Below are 15,616 nucleotides of genomic sequence, written 5' to 3'. Positions count from 1 at the left end.
AATAAAAAACCCGTCTTAGGACGGGTTTTCTTTTTGATACTTTTTAATCCATTCTTGAGAATTATTAATATCTATTCTTGTTGCACTATTTATATAACTTTCATAATCTGCTGGTTTTTTAGGTTTCATTGTCAAAGTAGTAAATTTTTTCATTTTTGGGTCTCTAAATATATCACCCAAACCTATTCCAATCTCAATATAATGTTTATCTGCACGGATTAGACGATCATGAAAGTCCCCTTTAAAAAAACTATCCTCTTTTGAAATAAGTTTAACCTCTTCACATACATTTTTTAAAATACTTGATGACCAAATATTTCTCTCAAAAAAATCACAGATGTTAATCGAGTCTACATAGTCATTGGAGACAAATTCAATTTTTTTTAGTTTAATATTTTCACTAGCTAGTTTTCTAAATAAGTTTAATAATGCTGAGTTACCTCTTCTATTATAACTATCCCATTCATTAATAAATAAGTATCTATCAACAATAGTGATACTGTGATTATATTTAAAAAAGTTTTTAAATCTTTTTTCCCAAATTTCTTGAAGAGTTTCTTCAGAATCAATTTGCTTATTAGAATAAATATCAGCTTCGCTTAAAAAAAATGAGTCTGAATATGAATCTATACTAATGATTTCTTTCAACTCTTTACCACAATATTTTTTATAATTACTATAATTAGATATCAAATCTTCTGTATCTTGGTCTATATAAATAGTAGAACATCCAAATTTTTTATAAAAAATTTTATTAAAATCTTCTTCATCCAATATAAATTCAATATCTTCCAATTCTTCATCGAATATTACTAAATTAGAAGTTAAAGCTGTATTCCAAAGTTGTATGTACTTGGGGTCAATTTTTTTTGCCAAGGACCTACTAAATTTCAAAACCTCTTCAGGCTTTTTAAAAACAACAACTCCATTTTTACGCCATGACTCAAGAAAATTTGTATTAATAGCTTTAATCTTTAAGGCAGATGAATTTAACAATTCATAAGTTAACTTAAATGTATACAACATTATTTTTCACCAAAAGGATTACCACCAAACATTTCATCTAAACGCTCATCAAAAAAGCCATTTGGCCATGCTACAGTAAAGTCTCCATCTTCATCTAACGGAATATGGATTACTTCCGCACCGTCTGCAGTGGGATTTACATAAATTATTGAGATATGTTCTGGGTTTAGTTCTTTATACTTAATTAATCGTTGAAAACGTAAAAGTAATGACTCACTGTGAGTTTCAATTATCCACTGATTACTTTTATCTGAAAGTACATCCTTAGCAAAGAAATTAGCTAAGTCAGCTTGTAATTTGGGGTGTAAATGGATTTCAGGTTGTTCTATACATATAGTGCTGTGCTTTTTTACTAAACCTTCAATTAAAATTGGTAAAACCTGACCAATTCCAAAACCTACATCTACCAATGTAGTTTTAAGATTAGTATTTCTATCAACTAATATTAAAGATAAAGTATCACCAATAATTTCATTATCTGTTCTTGTTATATCAATATCATATTTAATACCAAAATCTTTTAAGACTTTATTAACACTATTTTTATATTCACTATCCTTAGCCAAAAAAGATAAGAAATTTTCCCCTTTTTGTCCTACAGTGTCAGTATATAAACTATCAAGAGAATAAACCCTTTGAGGATGAGGACGCAGAGGACCAATATAGGAAATATTATTTAAAATATATTTAAGCTTTTGTTCTTTATCAGATAAATCTTTTTCTATTATGTCTACCATTACACGTTTAAATATTTGTTCTATATCAGAAAAATCACCAAGAACTGGTGATTTTGAAAGATTTATTCTTTTTAAAATTTCTATCGGTATTACCTTCGACTCTCTTTTCTTAACAGTTTCATTTTGAATATCTTTAAATATTCTTTTAATTTTTCTCGCATCCAATGAATTAAACTGTTTTTGCAAAAAATCGAAAGGGTTTATTGTATCCTTAAAGGAGTCAATGATATATTCATCATAATTTTCTCCAAGTTTTAATTGGAATCTATCAAAACCAAAATTTTTATCATCTATTTTGCACTCAAAGTTATATTCTCTTTTTTTATTATCCTTCAAATTAACATTTTTTAAGAACGAAGACTTTATATTATTATTTTCTATCAATCCATAAACAAACTTAAAACTTGAATTTTCAGTATTTATTTCGAAATTTATGTCTTTAGTTTTATCATGATTATTTACAACTGAAGTATAACTACCTAATTGGAAATATTCATTATTTGATTTTAAAGGCGTGCTAACTTGTCCATTTAACAAAGATTTTTTAACACTAAAAGTGATTGAATAATACTTGATTTCCCCGATGAGTTTGGCCCATAAATCAAGGTTATTGGAGCAAACTTCAATTTGTTACTTTCAGAAAAAACTTTAAAGTTTGATATAGAATAGTTTGCAATCATTATTGCACCTAATTAATTTTAAGTTTATAAATTTATATAAAAATTATAAACTTAAAATAAAAATATTGCTACTCAAATTATTTTTGGACAATCCCTTTCGCAAGCGTTCGCCTCTCATTTTTAAAAAGGGAGACTTTGTCACGAAATTATACAGATACGTACAGCTCCCTCTGCTAAGCAAGTTTTAAAGCACTGCTTTAAAACGAAGCGCAAGAAAGGATGAGGGCTAGGGAGAGGATTTAAACTAACGAATCAGACCCAACTTATTCCATACATCCGGCGTCAAAAACGTCATCACCAATTTATTTAAATCGACATAATGCAGCACACCTTTCAGCTGACTTTTGACTTCAGGATTTTCTAAAATTTCGTCACCGGTAATTTGTCCAAGCTCCTGAAAACTATCGCCCACCGCCTGCAAACCTTCGGCCTGAATGACCGCTTTGGTCTGACTCGAGCATTGCTCCACCAATATCCGCTGCAATACTTGCGCTAAGTTTTGATCCAGTTGAGTTCTCTGCTCTTCATTCACATTATTGCTACTCAAATTATTTTTGGACAATCCCTTTCGCAAGCGTTCGCCTCTCATTTTTAAAAAGGGAGACTTTGTCACGAAATTATACAGATACGTACAGCTCCCTCTGCTAAGCAAGTTTTAAAGCACTGCTTTAAAACGAAGCGCAAGAAAGGATGAGGGCTAGGGAGAGGATTTAAACTAACGAATCAGACCCAACTTATTCCATACATCCGGCGTCAAAAACGTCATCACCAATTTATTTAAATCGACATAATGCAGCACACCTTTCAGCTGACTTTTGACTTCAGGATTTTCTAAAATTTCGTCACCGGTAATTTGTCCAAGCTCCTGAAAACTATCGCCCACCGCCTGCAAACCTTCGGCCTGAATGACCGCTTTGGTCTGACTCGAGCATTGCTCCACCAATATCCGCTGCAATACTTGCGCTAAGTTTTGATCCAGTTGAGTTCTCTGCTCTTCATTCACATTACTGAATTTCTTCAATTCGGGATGTGCAGATAAAGCGACAAAGGTCCATTGCAACACCGTTGTTTTATCTGCTGCCGTGGTGGATTTCACCAGACAATGACTCAGCTGATCCACCGTTGGCCCGGCCATTGCAATTTGTGTGGTTCCCGTAATCGTAGTTGCCATCAAAACCGAACAACCGATTCGAGCAAAGCGACGACCAACGGTGGTAAAAATAGAGTAAAACATAAAGCAAACTTCCATTCTGAACTGCTGCCTTTTTATCATAAATTACCGGGTACAGCCTGTTATGACTCTGTAAAATCAAACTTCTTTTCAGCTTGTCTATCCACCTGATGATTTGAACGTTTTCTGGCTTCGACTAAAGAAAGCCACCCCATCTTTAAAAATGACATCTGCTTATGCTATGGTGAATGAAAATAAAACTTTATATAAATCATATCCAAACAGAGGGAAAAATCATGGCTAAACAAATCTTGATGCTGGTGGGCGACTATGCCGAAGACTACGAAACTATGGTGCCGTTCCAGTTTTTAACCGGTCTGGGCTATACCGTACATGCGGTTTGCACGGATAAAAAAGCTGGTGATAGCATCGCCACAGCCATTCATGACTTTGAGGGCGAACAAACCTATAGTGAAAAGCGTGGTCATAACTTTGCTATTAATTATGATTTTACTGCGGTCAATACCGAAGATTATGTAGGACTGGTGATTCCGGGCGGACGTGCACCTGAATACTTACGCATGAATGCACGCGTGGTGGAAATTGTACGTGAATTTGATGCTGTTCAAAAACCGATTGCAGCCGTCTGTCACGGCGCACAGCTTTTAGCGGCTGCCGATGTGCTTAAAGGTAAAACCTGTTCTGCTTACCCTGCATGTGCAGCGGAAGTCAAACTTGCAGGTGGTTTATATGCCGATATCGCAGTCACTGAAGCAGTCACCGACGGACATCTGGTGACTGCACCGGCTTGGCCTGCCCACCCTGCTTGGATGGCACAATTTGTGAAAGCATTAGGTGCAACGATTAGCCTGTAATCCTGCCGAATTCAGATTTGAAGATTTCAACATTCATGTTCCATCCATGATGATGGAACATGAATGTATGAAGATGAGCAAAATCGCTTTTATTTCATCTGCCTCAACATATTTTTTGCCCCACGGTGATTGTAATTCACGGCTAAATTTTGCAAGACTCGCGTTGCTTGAGCTTTAGAATTAGAAAAGCGGTTGCTATAACTGGGTACACTGGTTAAACAACGTGCAACTAGCATCCCCGATTCGGTATAGACCCGGGTTCCCTCAGTTCCTTGCAGCTTGCCATAGTTATAAGCCCGCTGGGCATTATTACAGGCAGAGATCTGATTTTTACCACTATTTAAATCACGACGTGCAGCGACGTAAAATTTCATCTGTTGCTGTTGCGGACTTTCCACGACTTTTAGCGGCTGTGCTGCTGGCAACTCCAGAGTTAGTTTGGTTTCTTTTTTCAGATCTGCTTCTTTTTTGGCTTCAGCCTCTTTTTGAAGGGCAGTTTTATTGAGCGCTTTTTTGTTGCCCTGATCATTGGAAATGATTTTTTTATCAGCAATATTTGTACTTATATTTTTATAAAACTTTTTAGCTTCATCCGCCGACATGAGTCTGGTCTGTAAGCTGACTGCCCGTGCATCCGAACCATCATTGAGTTTACGTTCAGCCACCGGTTCAATAGAGGCAATCCAGCTCTGTCCATTCTTTTGTACACACTTATAGGCGCCTATGCCCTGTTTGACATTGCCGGATGCAGACAAGCGTTTTTTATCCGATGCATCCTTCACCAGAGCCATGGAACTCTTATACAGCAGCGTGAATTTGCCCTGCTTGGCAGAACAGTAATTGTTTAAATATTTTCTGGGATATAAAGATTGCGGCTCTTTGTCATTCTGTTTTACTCCCCATGAATAGACATATTCTTTGGCCTGTCCATTGGGTTGGTTGATATTTTTTTGAACGATCATTTCCTGTGCTGAAGCATAATTTTTAACAGAATCATCTGAACTCAAAGCATTAAAACTGGTACAGCCATGTAAAGTGATGCCCACTCCGCCAATCAAGATGAATGTTTTGAAATTCACGTGTTAATGCTCACTGATGCTGTAACTCAAAAATATATCAAAATTGGGAAAATCACAAATATAGCACTTTGATTTTATTATTAATTCCCTTCAAGTTAAATGATAGTTTTTTGCCTGAAAATGCAAAATAACTGCCAATCTTTTAAAAGTTTTAGTACGAAAATCCGAATGGGATAACACTTTTTAGCCAGTTTAAAATTTTTTATGATTGGTGAAGCTTTAGTTATCCCTGAAACTATTCGGCAATTTCCATCATAAACCGATGAAAATTTAATCTTTTATATAAATAGCTAGCTGGCGTACTCAAAAGCTAAAATTAAAATGGGTTATTTCACCACGGCTTCAATTAAATCAAGATCCCAGGCACCACCGGCAAAACCTTTACACATGCCAGACCAGCGATCTACAGTTTGAATGAAAGCTTGTCCCTGCCAAATCCATTCGCTGATCTTCCAGCAATCACCAATACCACGACCCTTTTGCGCACTGCTGATTTCGCCTGCTGCAAAATCCGATGCAGATTCGGTCACAAAGCTGGCTTTGCCTGTTAAAGATTGATTCATTACCCAAGCCCCATAGCCTTCATTGTAGGCTCCGCGCCAGCATAGAGTGGTAGCTAGAATTTTGTTATTGGTAAGCTTATAGAGTTCAATCGCTTGTGGTTTGGCACCATCTCCATCATAAATGCCTTCACAAAATTCAGCTACATCTGACTGTGTCGGCCGGGCAGCCATGAGTAACTTATGCAGGTTTTGGTACTGTCTGCTATTGGGCTGTAGTGTTAAATAAGGTTTTGCTGCGGTTTTTACTTTGGTGACTACTCGTTTAGGCTGTGCTGCCAATACTTTCGACTCATCTGCAGTGCCGGGTTTGACCAAAGCACCTACAGTACCCATACGTTGTTGAAAATCATCCATTTTCAATAATGAAGCCGTCATGCCTGCATCAGAAACCTGCCAGGTGTAATAGGCATTTTTAAATACGATGTTCGCTTTTTTCCGAGTCTGTTGTAACAGTGCATTGAGCTGTTTGCTATTTAGCGCTCCTGTGAGCAGTTGCTCTGAAATGTTAATCCTGACTCGACCATAATCCTGATGATTGATAAAAAAGTTTAAATTATTCAGTTTCTTGTTATCTAAGGCTTGATCAAAACTGGATAAGGCAAATGTCCCTTGTACAGTTTGTTTTGCTCCAGCTTTACGGGTCAACAAGATTGTGGCGGGCATGCTTTGCAGATAATCATCCTGATAGCCTGCTGCCCGACAGGTGCCGGTATTACTGCAATACACTTCCCAATCCTGATGAGAAAAAGACATGCCTTGAATTTCTTTGGCAAATGTTAGAGGACTGGTCACGGCCAGACAGCAAAGCGAAGTCCATGCATAAAACCTTTTCATTTTTTCTGACCCTTTCCCTTTTTAATTACTATACTTCAGCATTTTCATGATTGTTAAATATAAAGCATTATAAAAAAACCCGCATTATGCGGGTTCTGTTACTCAATTTGAGTATGCCTTATTTATGCAAAGTCGATTCAAATGCCCGTAAACGCTTATAAATCGAAAGCAATTCAATAATGGTCGGCCAAGACTCGATTAAATACTGGAAGGACTCGCGTACCTTACCGAAGACATTGGCAATCTGCATCATAAGGCCTAAGGTAATAGCCCCTGCGGCAATACTTGGAAACAGCACAAACAAGCCATACAGATTGTCCAGTTGCATGTACCAGATGCGTACCATGTTGAAATAGGCATAATGGAAATACAGGCGGAAATAATTAAAACGCACACGGCTGAACAATTCTTTTAAGGTCAGCGGATCGGCACGATCGGCATAGTCTTCACCATAAACCAGTTCTTTGCGGTAAGCGGCTTCAACTTTCTGGTTATTAAATTCCAGACCCGGCAATTTATAACCGACCAGCATCAACACTACAGTACCAAGCACCGCCCAGCTGATGGCAGCCCAGACCAGTGCATAAGGAATTTCACCAATCACCGGGAGTTGTTTCACATGCGATGATAACTGTAACAACACCGGTAAAAATGCCATGAGTGTCATCAGGGCCTGAATGAAACTCACCCCTAAACTTTCGGTGGTTTTGGCAAAACGCATGGTATCTTCTTGAATACGCTGCGAAGCCCCTTCAATATAACGTAACTGTTCCCAATGCGCGGTGTAATAGTCATTCATCGCCGTACGCCACCGGAAGATATAATGGCTGACAAAGAACAGGTTAAAAACGGCAATCGTCACATAGACCATGGCGACATACAGGAAAGTCAAGGTTTCACTGTAAAGTAGATTGACATTACCACCACCACTACTCAGCATTTTCTGAATCAGGTCATAAAATGGGCTGTACCAGGCATTCACCACGACATTGACCTGCACCGCAAACCAGATATTGAACAGGATAAAAGCCGAGCCCCAGACCGACCAGCCCTGCCATGGATTGCTGGATTTAAAGCGCCAGAACAGCGCAAAAATAACGGTAGAAACGATGAACCACAGATAGAACCATAAAAATGAAGGTGCCCAAAAACGGCTTACGCCAACAGGTAATTCTGCAGTGGCATAACCCGGTGCAAAGCCTAAAAATGTTCCCCAGCCACTTCCACCGGAATACCACAATGCAATATTGATGACAAACCAGAGTACCAACGATGAAAAGAACCACTTTGGATTAGGAAAAAAAGATTTAAACATCAGTTAGGGTTATTCCTTTATTTTTAGTTTCAAACTTGCCAATCAACCACCCGACCCATTTAGACTGGATGGATGAAGCGGCTATTATTCTCGTCTTTTCATCTTTGTAGCAACTTATAGACTGTTTGTGAAATGTTTTTTCAGGTGAATTCATTTTCTTTGAATGATGCCTCTTATAATCAAGTTGTATGCTTCATTCGCCCTGTGATGAGGTTTTTATCACGCCAGTTCAGCCTAAAATCTGCTGCATATCGCATCCAATGCAGCAGAGGTGACTTTTAGTCAGATTTTGCCCCAGCATAGACGGAACAAATTAAAATTTGCTTAAAAATAATCCAGCCATTAAATCCATAGAGATTTTATGGAAATATTTGAAAAACCGGAGCTAAATCAAAATATAAGTTTTAATTTTATCTCATTTTAATATAGAATATGTGAACTATATCGTATTTTTCATCCATTTGTTTTTGGATTTAGTTCTCAAGACTGATAGGATTGGTTAAATATTTACCAATTTATGATACTATTAACCTAATTTATAAGATCTAGGGGGAAGTGCAATGGAAAATTTAATCATCGAATTATTAAAACCTGTGACCTTGGAAAAAGAGAACTGCAGTCCTCTCGTTTTTGAACAAGGCACGATCTTAAAAGTCATTATGCAAACACCGACCAGCCTGCTGGTATCAGACGATACCGACTTTAATTTTACTGTTTCTTTGCAAGATGAAAATAAAGTCTGGCGTGAACTATAAGCTTCATGAGATTTGTATAGTAATTTAAAAAATTTGGCTACGGAATCCTCGAACTTGAGTATAACTCCCCTAAACTCAAGTTCGAGAATTTCGATGTGCCATAAACAACAATAAAATTTGGCTGAACAGCACCCCTGCTGATCAAAACCATAGAAAAGAGATACATACTTTATCTGTTGTGAACGTTAAAAGTTCCCTCTATCTCCGCGATCCATTCAGTATATAAGCTCACCCAAACCCAGCGGCTTTAAGCCGAATATTGTTTAGATCAGCTTGTTCAGTACTTAAGCGTCCCCATAAAACTCAGCGCAGAAAACAGCCAGATAAACAAGACAAAACTGCGTCCCTGATTAAAATGATTCAGATCGGTACCATGCAGAATGTTATGCCGGGTCATGCTCACGGTTGAACTGCTATCCTTTTTATAAGCGGCAAGTTCAGCAAAGTATGGATTCATTTCATTCGCAATTTTAGATTTGTGCCACAAGCTTTTAATTTCATTACTCTTTAAGCCTGGGACAATTTTATAAACATCAACAAACTTGGTTGCATTTTGTTTTAAAAAACCCGCCTCAATCAGGACATCGGTCAAGATGCCTTCTAGTTGTGCGTAAACATTTGGAATGCAACCACTATAGAAGCCGAGTTTGTACATTTTAAAACTTTCAAGCAACACAAGACGGCGCTTCACTTTGATATTTTCATCAATCTCTAAAGCGTCAAAAGCTTTAAGCATTTCGGTTTGGAAATGTTCGCTGTTAATAATGTCGAGTAAATTAAATTGTTCTAAATCTTCAAACTGGTGAATAGCAGGCCAAAAGTGCATCAGGTTTAAGGCATCATTGGCCACTTTTGCCCCAATCGGTTGATCAAGTTCATCAGCCAAGACTTGGAAGTAAGCATCTTGCTCTGCCAAGCCCAATAGGGTATTGATTAAAAGTACATGCTCATCTGCCGATATCTCTTCAAGGTACTGCTCAGCATCTTTTAAAATCTGACTGCCCAATTGTTTTTGAATCGCAGTATTTTGTTTAATACGGGTAACGGGTTGGTCGAAATCGAAATCATCTTCGTCAATCATGATCTTTACTCTGGGCACATTGCTTTAAGTGCCCATTATCACAGGTATTCAATACAGCAGATAGCGCTATAAAATAAATACTGACCTTGATTGAATCCCCATTGAGATTCAATCAAGGTCATAGACGCTCAATAACAGTGTGCCTGATTTAGACATTCCCAATATGCAGATGGAGCATGTTGTGATGGCATCCGAACAATCTTAAATTTTTCGGTATTTCTAGCTCCTTCAACCCTGCCCTAGCTGAAGTATCTTTAAAATTGAAAGCATTATTGATGATTTTTATTTTGGTCAGGCTTGTTTTGCTCAGATTGATGGGTTTTATCTTGATCCTGCTTTTTCGGCTCACCTGACTGAGATTGATCTTCACCTTTCATTTTACTCATTGTATCCGTCGCCATCTGTCTCAGTTCTCCCAGTTTGACAGAGGCTTCATTGACCAACTCTGTAATCTTCTGTTTGGTATCTTCAAACTTATGCAGGGCCTCATCTTTGAAATGTGCCATACGGTCCTGCTGATCTGACTGATTTGCCGACTTATCTTCCGATGTATCATCCGCTTTCGCCTTTTTCGTATCACCAGAACCCTGTTCACCAGTTTGCTGACTGTCTGACTTGCCATTTTTTAGCTCATTCAGAATCTTTTCGGCTTTTTTCAGTAGATCCTCACCAATCGCGATTGCCTTCGCTTTTAAGTCATCCATCTTAATAGTTTCAGTTTTATTATCCGACTGGCCAGACTGAGCTTCTTTAGAATTATCTTTTTGCTCTGCATGTTCGCCATTGGGCTGAGCACCTTGCTTCACTGCAGACTTTTCATCAGTATTTTTCTGCTGGGCTTCTAAAACGTCCTGATGCTCCTGCTTGTGCTGTTTATCAATCTCGTTCTGCTTTTGCTCTTTTTCCAATTGCTCATTCAGTTGTTGTGCATGTGGTTCTTTATCTTGGTTTTGCTTCGAAGTACTTGTCTGGTTATTCTGAGTCATGAGTACCCTCCTGAGGTGTCATAAAATGATCAGACAATTTTTTAGCACAAAGCATGCAATCCAGCGGACGAATTAAGCAAACTGCAACAAAGCCTGTACATGTTGTTGCTATTGATTAGAGAAAGTAGCGTCAACCTAGCTCGATCAATTATTTAATATTCGCTCATCGGATGATATCGAATTTTATATTTGAATATTCAAGTTGCTTTATTCATTGCGCTTCAGCTAAAGCATTTCTTTGTAATCCCCTCTGCATCATGTAAAATTATGACCCATTGCATAAAATACGAATGAGAGAGTCATATCCGTGCGTAATATCCTAGTCACTAACGCCCTTCCATACGCCAATGGTCCGATCCATATGGGTCACTTACTCGGTTATATCCAGGCAGATATCTGGGTTCGTGCCATGCGTGCAATGGGTCATAACGTGACTTATGTCTGCGCGGACGATGCTCACGGCACAGCGATCATGCTGCGTGCTGAAGCCAACGGTATTACGCCTGAACAGCAAATTGCCAATGTCCAAAAAGAACATGAGCGTGACTTTGCCGGTTTTAAAGTGGACTTCGACCACTACGACTCAACCAACAGCGCTGAAAACCAGGCACGTGCTTCTGAGATTTATATCAAAAACCGTGAAGCAGGCAACATTGCAGTTCGCCCTGTAACGCAGTTATTTGACCCTGAAAAAGGCATGTTCCTGTCTGACCGTTTCATTAAAGGCACCTGCCCGAAATGTAAAGCGGAAGATCAATACGGCGACTCATGCGAAGTCTGTGGTACAACCTACAATGCTACTGAACTGCTCAATCCAAAATCGACATTGAGCGGTGCGACACCTGTAGAAAAATCTTCAGATCACTACTTCTTTAAACTACCAAACTTTGGTGAATACCTGCAAAAATGGACACGTGACGAAGGTCGTTTACCTGTGTCGATTGCCAACAAATTAGATGAATGGTTTGAAGCAGGTTTGTCAGATTGGGATATTTCCCGTGATGCACCTTACTTCGGTTTTGAAATTCCGGATGCACCAAACAAATACTTCTACGTTTGGGTCGATGCGCCAATCGGCTATATGTCGAGCTTTGAAAACTACATCAAAACCAAGCGTCCTGACCTAAGCTTTGACGATTACTGGAAAAAAGATTCTGAAAATGAAGTCTATCACTTCATTGGTAAAGACATCGTTTACTTCCACGCATTGTTCTGGCCTGCGATGCTTGAAGGTGCAAACTACCGCACGCCAACAAGCTTATTCGTCAACGGTTTCTTGACGGTGAATGGTCAAAAGATGTCGAAATCTCGTGGTACCTTCATTAAAGCTGAAACGTATTTAGAGCATTTGAACCCTGAATACTTACGTTACTACTTCGCGTCTAAACTTTCTGACAAAGTTGAAGATTCTGACTTGAACCTTGACGACTTCGTGCAGAAAGTAAACTCTGACCTTGTGGGTAAAGTGGTGAACATCGCAAGTCGTTGTGCAAAATTCATTAATACCAAGTTTGACAATAAATTGTCTGCGACTTGTGCAGAGCCTGAACTGGTACAAAGCTTTATTGATGCCGGTGATTCAATCGCTGCTGCTTATGAAGACCGTGAATTTTCAGCAGCAATCCGTGAAATCATGGCATTGGCTGATAAAGCTAACCAATACATCGATGAGAAAAAGCCTTGGGCACTTGCGAAGATTGAAGGCGAAGAACAACAAGTACATGAGGTATGTTCTGTCGGTATTAACCTGTTCCGTCAATTGGCTGTTTACCTTGCCCCAGTACTTCCAACTTTGGCTGAACAAGTGCAAGCGTTCTTACAGTTAGACAGCTTTAACTTTGAATCGCGTAAGCAAATTTTAGTCAGTCATGAAATTGCGTTGTTCCAGCCATTGATGCAACGTGTTGATCCAAAAGCTGTGGCTGCAATGGTTGATGCATCTAAAGATTCTTTAGCTGCTCCTGCTGAAGCACCAAAAGCGGAAAAGAAAAAAGAGAAGAAGGTTGAGAAAAAACATGAACCTAAAGTGGGCGAAGCTAAAATCATTGGCATTGAAGACTTTATGAAAATAGACCTTCGTGTTGCTGAAGTTCTTGAAGCTGCTACGGTTGAAGGTTCTGACAAACTTCTTCAATTGACATTGAATGTCGGTGAAGCTGAACCACGTAACGTGTTTAGCGGTATTCGTGAGTTCTACAAACCAGAAAACTTAAAAGGCAAATTGGTGGTGATGGTAGCAAACCTTGCACCACGTAAGATGCGTTTTGGTATTTCTAACGGTATGGTTTTAGCTGCTGGTAATGGCGACGGCGTTTGGGTGATTTCACCTGAATCTGGTGCTAAACCAGGTGATAAAGTGTCTTAAGATCTAGATCTTAAATAAAAAAGCCTCTACTGATGTAGGGGCTTTTATTTTTAGCTAGCTTTTTTTCCTTGCAAATCATCTACAAGAGAAATTTTACTTTCGTCAGATAGATCTTCATATTTAGATTTAAGATTATCTAGTAAATAAGTATTAGATAACTGAAAATCTTGGAAAATTGAATACCAGTTTTTTACATAACATTTAATATTTCCATCATGCAATATTAATCCTTTTTCACCTTTATCTTTATGACTATTTAGATGAGACGTTATTGAAAAATCATCTTTAGAAATCTTCCTTCCAATTAAAATGAGTTCAAAGTAAATTTCTCCATTACTAAACTCAGGAAATTTAGATAAAATTTCTGCATAATCTAGCAATTGATTCATATGTTTCTTATTTAATGAAACACTTGGTCTTTTTATTTCAACAATTACACATTTGTATATAGGATTATTTAGCGTATCAAAGGTCTTATTTTTTCTTGCCAAGAACAAATCGACTTGTCTATTTAGACCATCTACTACAACTTGATTAATTGCATCATTTTTATCTAAATCATCAGTACTAACATCATTAATACCTCTAACTTGATTTCTCAATCTTTGAGTTATTTTTGTAAATGAATCCTCTTCTGCACCTAAAATTTCATATTGAGCACCAAATAGCCAAGTATTTGATTCAATAATTTTCTGTAAATCAGGTGTTTCCAATACTGTTTCGTAGTGGTTATCCATTAGTTCTTTTAATTTGGTTACAGCTAATTCTCTCTTCTGCAAAACCTCTATTGTGCTTATAATATTTTCTAAAGTGGTGGACTTTAATTGTTTTGCTAGCAAATCTATTTGTGTTTCGTTTAAATCTAAAACATCATCCAAAACATCAAATATCGCATCATTCTCTTTTGATACCAAAAGTTTATCCAACATTCTAATAATAATTTTTAGCGGTTTTGTCGCAAGTTTTGCAAAAATTTTTGGATCAGCTAAATATATACTTTTAAATGCGTCTTTTGTATTTTTCTTACGCCATGACGCATAACTACTATCATAGCCTTTATAAGTTGGAAAATACCCTTTTTCATCATAACTCTCTATTTTCGCTTCAACGTACTCTCTTAAGTAATTCTCATAAATTTCTTTAAGAAATAAACTCATTTCTGAGGTAATTTTTTTAAATATTTTTTGTTGTAATTCGAATTGTGGATTTATATCTAATAGATCTTTATTATAACCATCATTCCACTCAGATGATGCATAGCAACTTGTGTGAAAATCTATTTTATTATTTGCCTTACTTAAGTCTTTAGATATAATTTTTTGTTGAGAATTAAGTAAATAGTTGAATGATTTGTCACTACTGAGCTTTTCATGCCATCTTATTGCTTTAATTTTAAAATCATAATTTTCTATTTCAACATTTTTTTCAAAAAAAGAATTATCCAAAATTGGCACTTCCACACCATTTAATAATAATTTTTTTTTCGGATTTATTATCAGTAGCCAACTAAACTCCTTCTTTAAACTATTTATAAAATCTTCATCAGTTGGAAATCCTTTTTGTTTTTCAGGATATAGAGAGGTTAAAACAACATATGTCCCTGATTTCATCTTCTGTAGATGTTCATTTTGCTTATCTTCATCAAGGAATTGGCAATCATATTCTGATATGTTATCTGCTGAGATACTGATTTTTGCATTACTATTTTCAAACTTAGTGAACCATACTGCCTTATTTGCTAGGGTATGAAAAGCTAACCGACCTCTACCATGAGAACCATGAACATCATGATCATTTTTTTTACTAGATTCGTTAAATTTATCAAAACTATTACATAAGTTTAATAAGTCAATTCCATCACCATCATCTAAAATAGAAATAGAATCTAGACCATCAGCTTCATTTCTTATTAAATTAATCTTAACATTATTTGCTTTGGCATCAAAACCATTCCAAACATATTCAAAAATTGACTTGTATGGATCTTTACTATTAAAGTGTTTTTTAATCCCATCATTAGTAATCTGTGTTTTACCTTTAATTATTTCCATCCCCTAAACCTTTTTATTCTAAATAATAAGCATTTATACTCAATACTATAATCTAGTGTCAATTTATGTTAAAAATTAAAATTTATAATTTAATAAAA

General features: G+C 37.1%; 13 protein-coding genes and 1 pseudogene. 3 read left to right on the top strand and 11 right to left on the bottom strand.

Annotated features, from left to right (window positions below):
- Nucleotides 1-15: 15 nt before the first annotated feature.
- From JFY49_RS03790 to JFY49_RS03775, 5 genes and pseudogenes are all read right to left on the bottom strand, one after another.
- Entirely contained in the window at nucleotides 16-1,026 is a 1,011-nt protein-coding gene (locus JFY49_RS03790; protein ID WP_200223862.1) for a hypothetical protein, read from the bottom strand.
- Entirely contained in the window at nucleotides 1,026-2,300 is a 1,275-nt protein-coding gene (locus JFY49_RS03785; RefSeq protein WP_265092677.1) for a DUF3696 domain-containing protein, read from the bottom strand. Before JFY49_RS03785 ends, JFY49_RS03790 begins: the two co-directional genes overlap by 1 nt.
- Nucleotides 2,294-2,443: an AAA family ATPase gene (locus JFY49_RS17635; protein ID WP_265092676.1), complete on the bottom strand. Its 150-nt coding sequence runs from the start codon at nucleotides 2,441-2,443 to the stop codon at nucleotides 2,294-2,296. Before JFY49_RS17635 ends, JFY49_RS03785 begins: the two co-directional genes overlap by 7 nt.
- A 244-nt stretch (nucleotides 2,444-2,687) precedes the next feature.
- Nucleotides 2,688-2,981: pseudogene (locus JFY49_RS03780) on the bottom strand (hypothetical protein); the annotation flags it as partial.
- A 177-nt stretch (nucleotides 2,982-3,158) separates the two neighbouring features.
- Nucleotides 3,159-3,614, bottom strand: coding sequence for a hypothetical protein (locus JFY49_RS03775; protein WP_413784598.1), 456 nt, complete (start codon nucleotides 3,612-3,614; stop codon nucleotides 3,159-3,161).
- A gap of 296 nt (nucleotides 3,615-3,910) precedes the next feature.
- Between JFY49_RS03775 and JFY49_RS03770 the strand changes: the two genes are divergently transcribed.
- Nucleotides 3,911-4,489, top strand: coding sequence for a DJ-1/PfpI family protein (locus tag JFY49_RS03770; RefSeq protein WP_200223859.1), 579 nt, complete (start codon nucleotides 3,911-3,913; stop codon nucleotides 4,487-4,489).
- An 89-nt stretch (nucleotides 4,490-4,578) separates the two neighbouring features.
- On the opposite strand, the gene JFY49_RS03765 is transcribed toward JFY49_RS03770, so the two are convergent.
- The 3 genes from JFY49_RS03765 to sbmA form a co-directional block, all read right to left on the bottom strand.
- Nucleotides 4,579-5,568, bottom strand: a complete 990-nt coding sequence (locus JFY49_RS03765) for a hypothetical protein (RefSeq protein ID WP_200223858.1) — start codon at nucleotides 5,566-5,568, stop codon at nucleotides 4,579-4,581.
- A gap of 326 nt (nucleotides 5,569-5,894) precedes the next feature.
- Nucleotides 5,895-6,965 carry a DUF1176 domain-containing protein gene (locus tag JFY49_RS03760; RefSeq protein ID WP_200223857.1) on the bottom strand — a complete coding sequence of 357 codons (1,071 nt, stop codon included), beginning with the start codon at nucleotides 6,963-6,965 and terminating at the stop codon, nucleotides 5,895-5,897.
- 118 nt (nucleotides 6,966-7,083) lie between these two features.
- Nucleotides 7,084-8,280: a peptide antibiotic transporter SbmA gene (gene sbmA / locus JFY49_RS03755; protein WP_200223856.1), complete on the bottom strand. Its 1,197-nt coding sequence runs from the start codon at nucleotides 8,278-8,280 to the stop codon at nucleotides 7,084-7,086.
- A gap of 560 nt (nucleotides 8,281-8,840) precedes the next feature.
- On the opposite strand from sbmA, the gene JFY49_RS03750 reads away from it, so the two are divergent.
- A complete protein-coding gene (locus JFY49_RS03750) occupies nucleotides 8,841-9,035 on the top strand; it encodes a hypothetical protein (RefSeq protein WP_086196922.1) in 195 nt (64 codons plus the stop codon).
- A 277-nt stretch (nucleotides 9,036-9,312) separates the two neighbouring features.
- Here the strand turns inward: JFY49_RS03750 and JFY49_RS03745 are convergent, their stop codons facing one another.
- Both JFY49_RS03745 and JFY49_RS03740 read right to left on the bottom strand, forming a co-directional pair.
- Nucleotides 9,313-10,116, bottom strand: coding sequence for a hypothetical protein (locus JFY49_RS03745; RefSeq protein ID WP_200223851.1), 804 nt, complete (start codon nucleotides 10,114-10,116; stop codon nucleotides 9,313-9,315).
- Between the two features lie 269 nt (nucleotides 10,117-10,385).
- A complete protein-coding gene (locus tag JFY49_RS03740; RefSeq protein ID WP_200223849.1) occupies nucleotides 10,386-11,102 on the bottom strand; it encodes a hypothetical protein in 717 nt (238 codons plus the stop codon).
- Nucleotides 11,103-11,409: 307 nt separating this feature from the next.
- On the opposite strand from JFY49_RS03740, the gene metG reads away from it, so the two are divergent.
- Nucleotides 11,410-13,467 carry a methionine--tRNA ligase gene (gene metG / locus JFY49_RS03735; protein WP_200223847.1) on the top strand — a complete coding sequence of 686 codons (2,058 nt, stop codon included), beginning with the start codon at nucleotides 11,410-11,412 and terminating at the stop codon, nucleotides 13,465-13,467.
- Nucleotides 13,468-13,517: 50 nt separating this feature from the next.
- Here metG and JFY49_RS03730 read toward each other — a convergent pair whose 3' ends face one another.
- A complete protein-coding gene (locus JFY49_RS03730) occupies nucleotides 13,518-15,518 on the bottom strand; it encodes an ATP-binding protein (RefSeq protein WP_200223842.1) in 2,001 nt (666 codons plus the stop codon).
- Between the last annotated feature and the right edge of the window lie 98 nt (nucleotides 15,519-15,616).

Origin of the sequence: Acinetobacter sp. CS-2 (assembly GCF_016599715.1) — a bacterium.
Classification (GTDB): domain Bacteria; phylum Pseudomonadota; class Gammaproteobacteria; order Pseudomonadales; family Moraxellaceae; genus Acinetobacter.
The sequence above is the reverse complement of the archived record's forward strand: the minus strand, read 5'-3'. Positions and strand labels throughout refer to the sequence as shown.

What these genes read in the sequence shown, in the direction of transcription:
- JFY49_RS03790 (WP_200223862.1), bottom strand. Translation starts at nt 1,026, where the DNA reads ATGTTGTATACATTTAAGTTAACTTATGAATTGTTAAATTCATCTGCC.
- JFY49_RS17635 (WP_265092676.1), bottom strand. Translation starts at nt 2,443, where the DNA reads ATGATTGCAAACTATTCTATATCAAACTTTAAAGTTTTTTCTGAAAGT.
- JFY49_RS03775 (WP_413784598.1), bottom strand. Translation starts at nt 3,614, where the DNA reads ATGGCAACTACGATTACGGGAACCACACAAATTGCAATGGCCGGGCCA.
- JFY49_RS03770 (WP_200223859.1), top strand. Translation starts at nt 3,911, where the DNA reads ATGGCTAAACAAATCTTGATGCTGGTGGGCGACTATGCCGAAGACTAC.
- JFY49_RS03760 (WP_200223857.1), bottom strand. Translation starts at nt 6,965, where the DNA reads ATGAAAAGGTTTTATGCATGGACTTCGCTTTGCTGTCTGGCCGTGACC.
- sbmA (WP_200223856.1), bottom strand. Translation starts at nt 8,280, where the DNA reads ATGTTTAAATCTTTTTTTCCTAATCCAAAGTGGTTCTTTTCATCGTTG.
- JFY49_RS03750 (WP_086196922.1), top strand. Translation starts at nt 8,841, where the DNA reads ATGGAAAATTTAATCATCGAATTATTAAAACCTGTGACCTTGGAAAAA.
- JFY49_RS03745 (WP_200223851.1), bottom strand. Translation starts at nt 10,116, where the DNA reads ATGATTGACGAAGATGATTTCGATTTCGACCAACCCGTTACCCGTATT.
- JFY49_RS03740 (WP_200223849.1), bottom strand. Translation starts at nt 11,102, where the DNA reads ATGACTCAGAATAACCAGACAAGTACTTCGAAGCAAAACCAAGATAAA.
- JFY49_RS03730 (WP_200223842.1), bottom strand. Translation starts at nt 15,518, where the DNA reads ATGGAAATAATTAAAGGTAAAACACAGATTACTAATGATGGGATTAAA.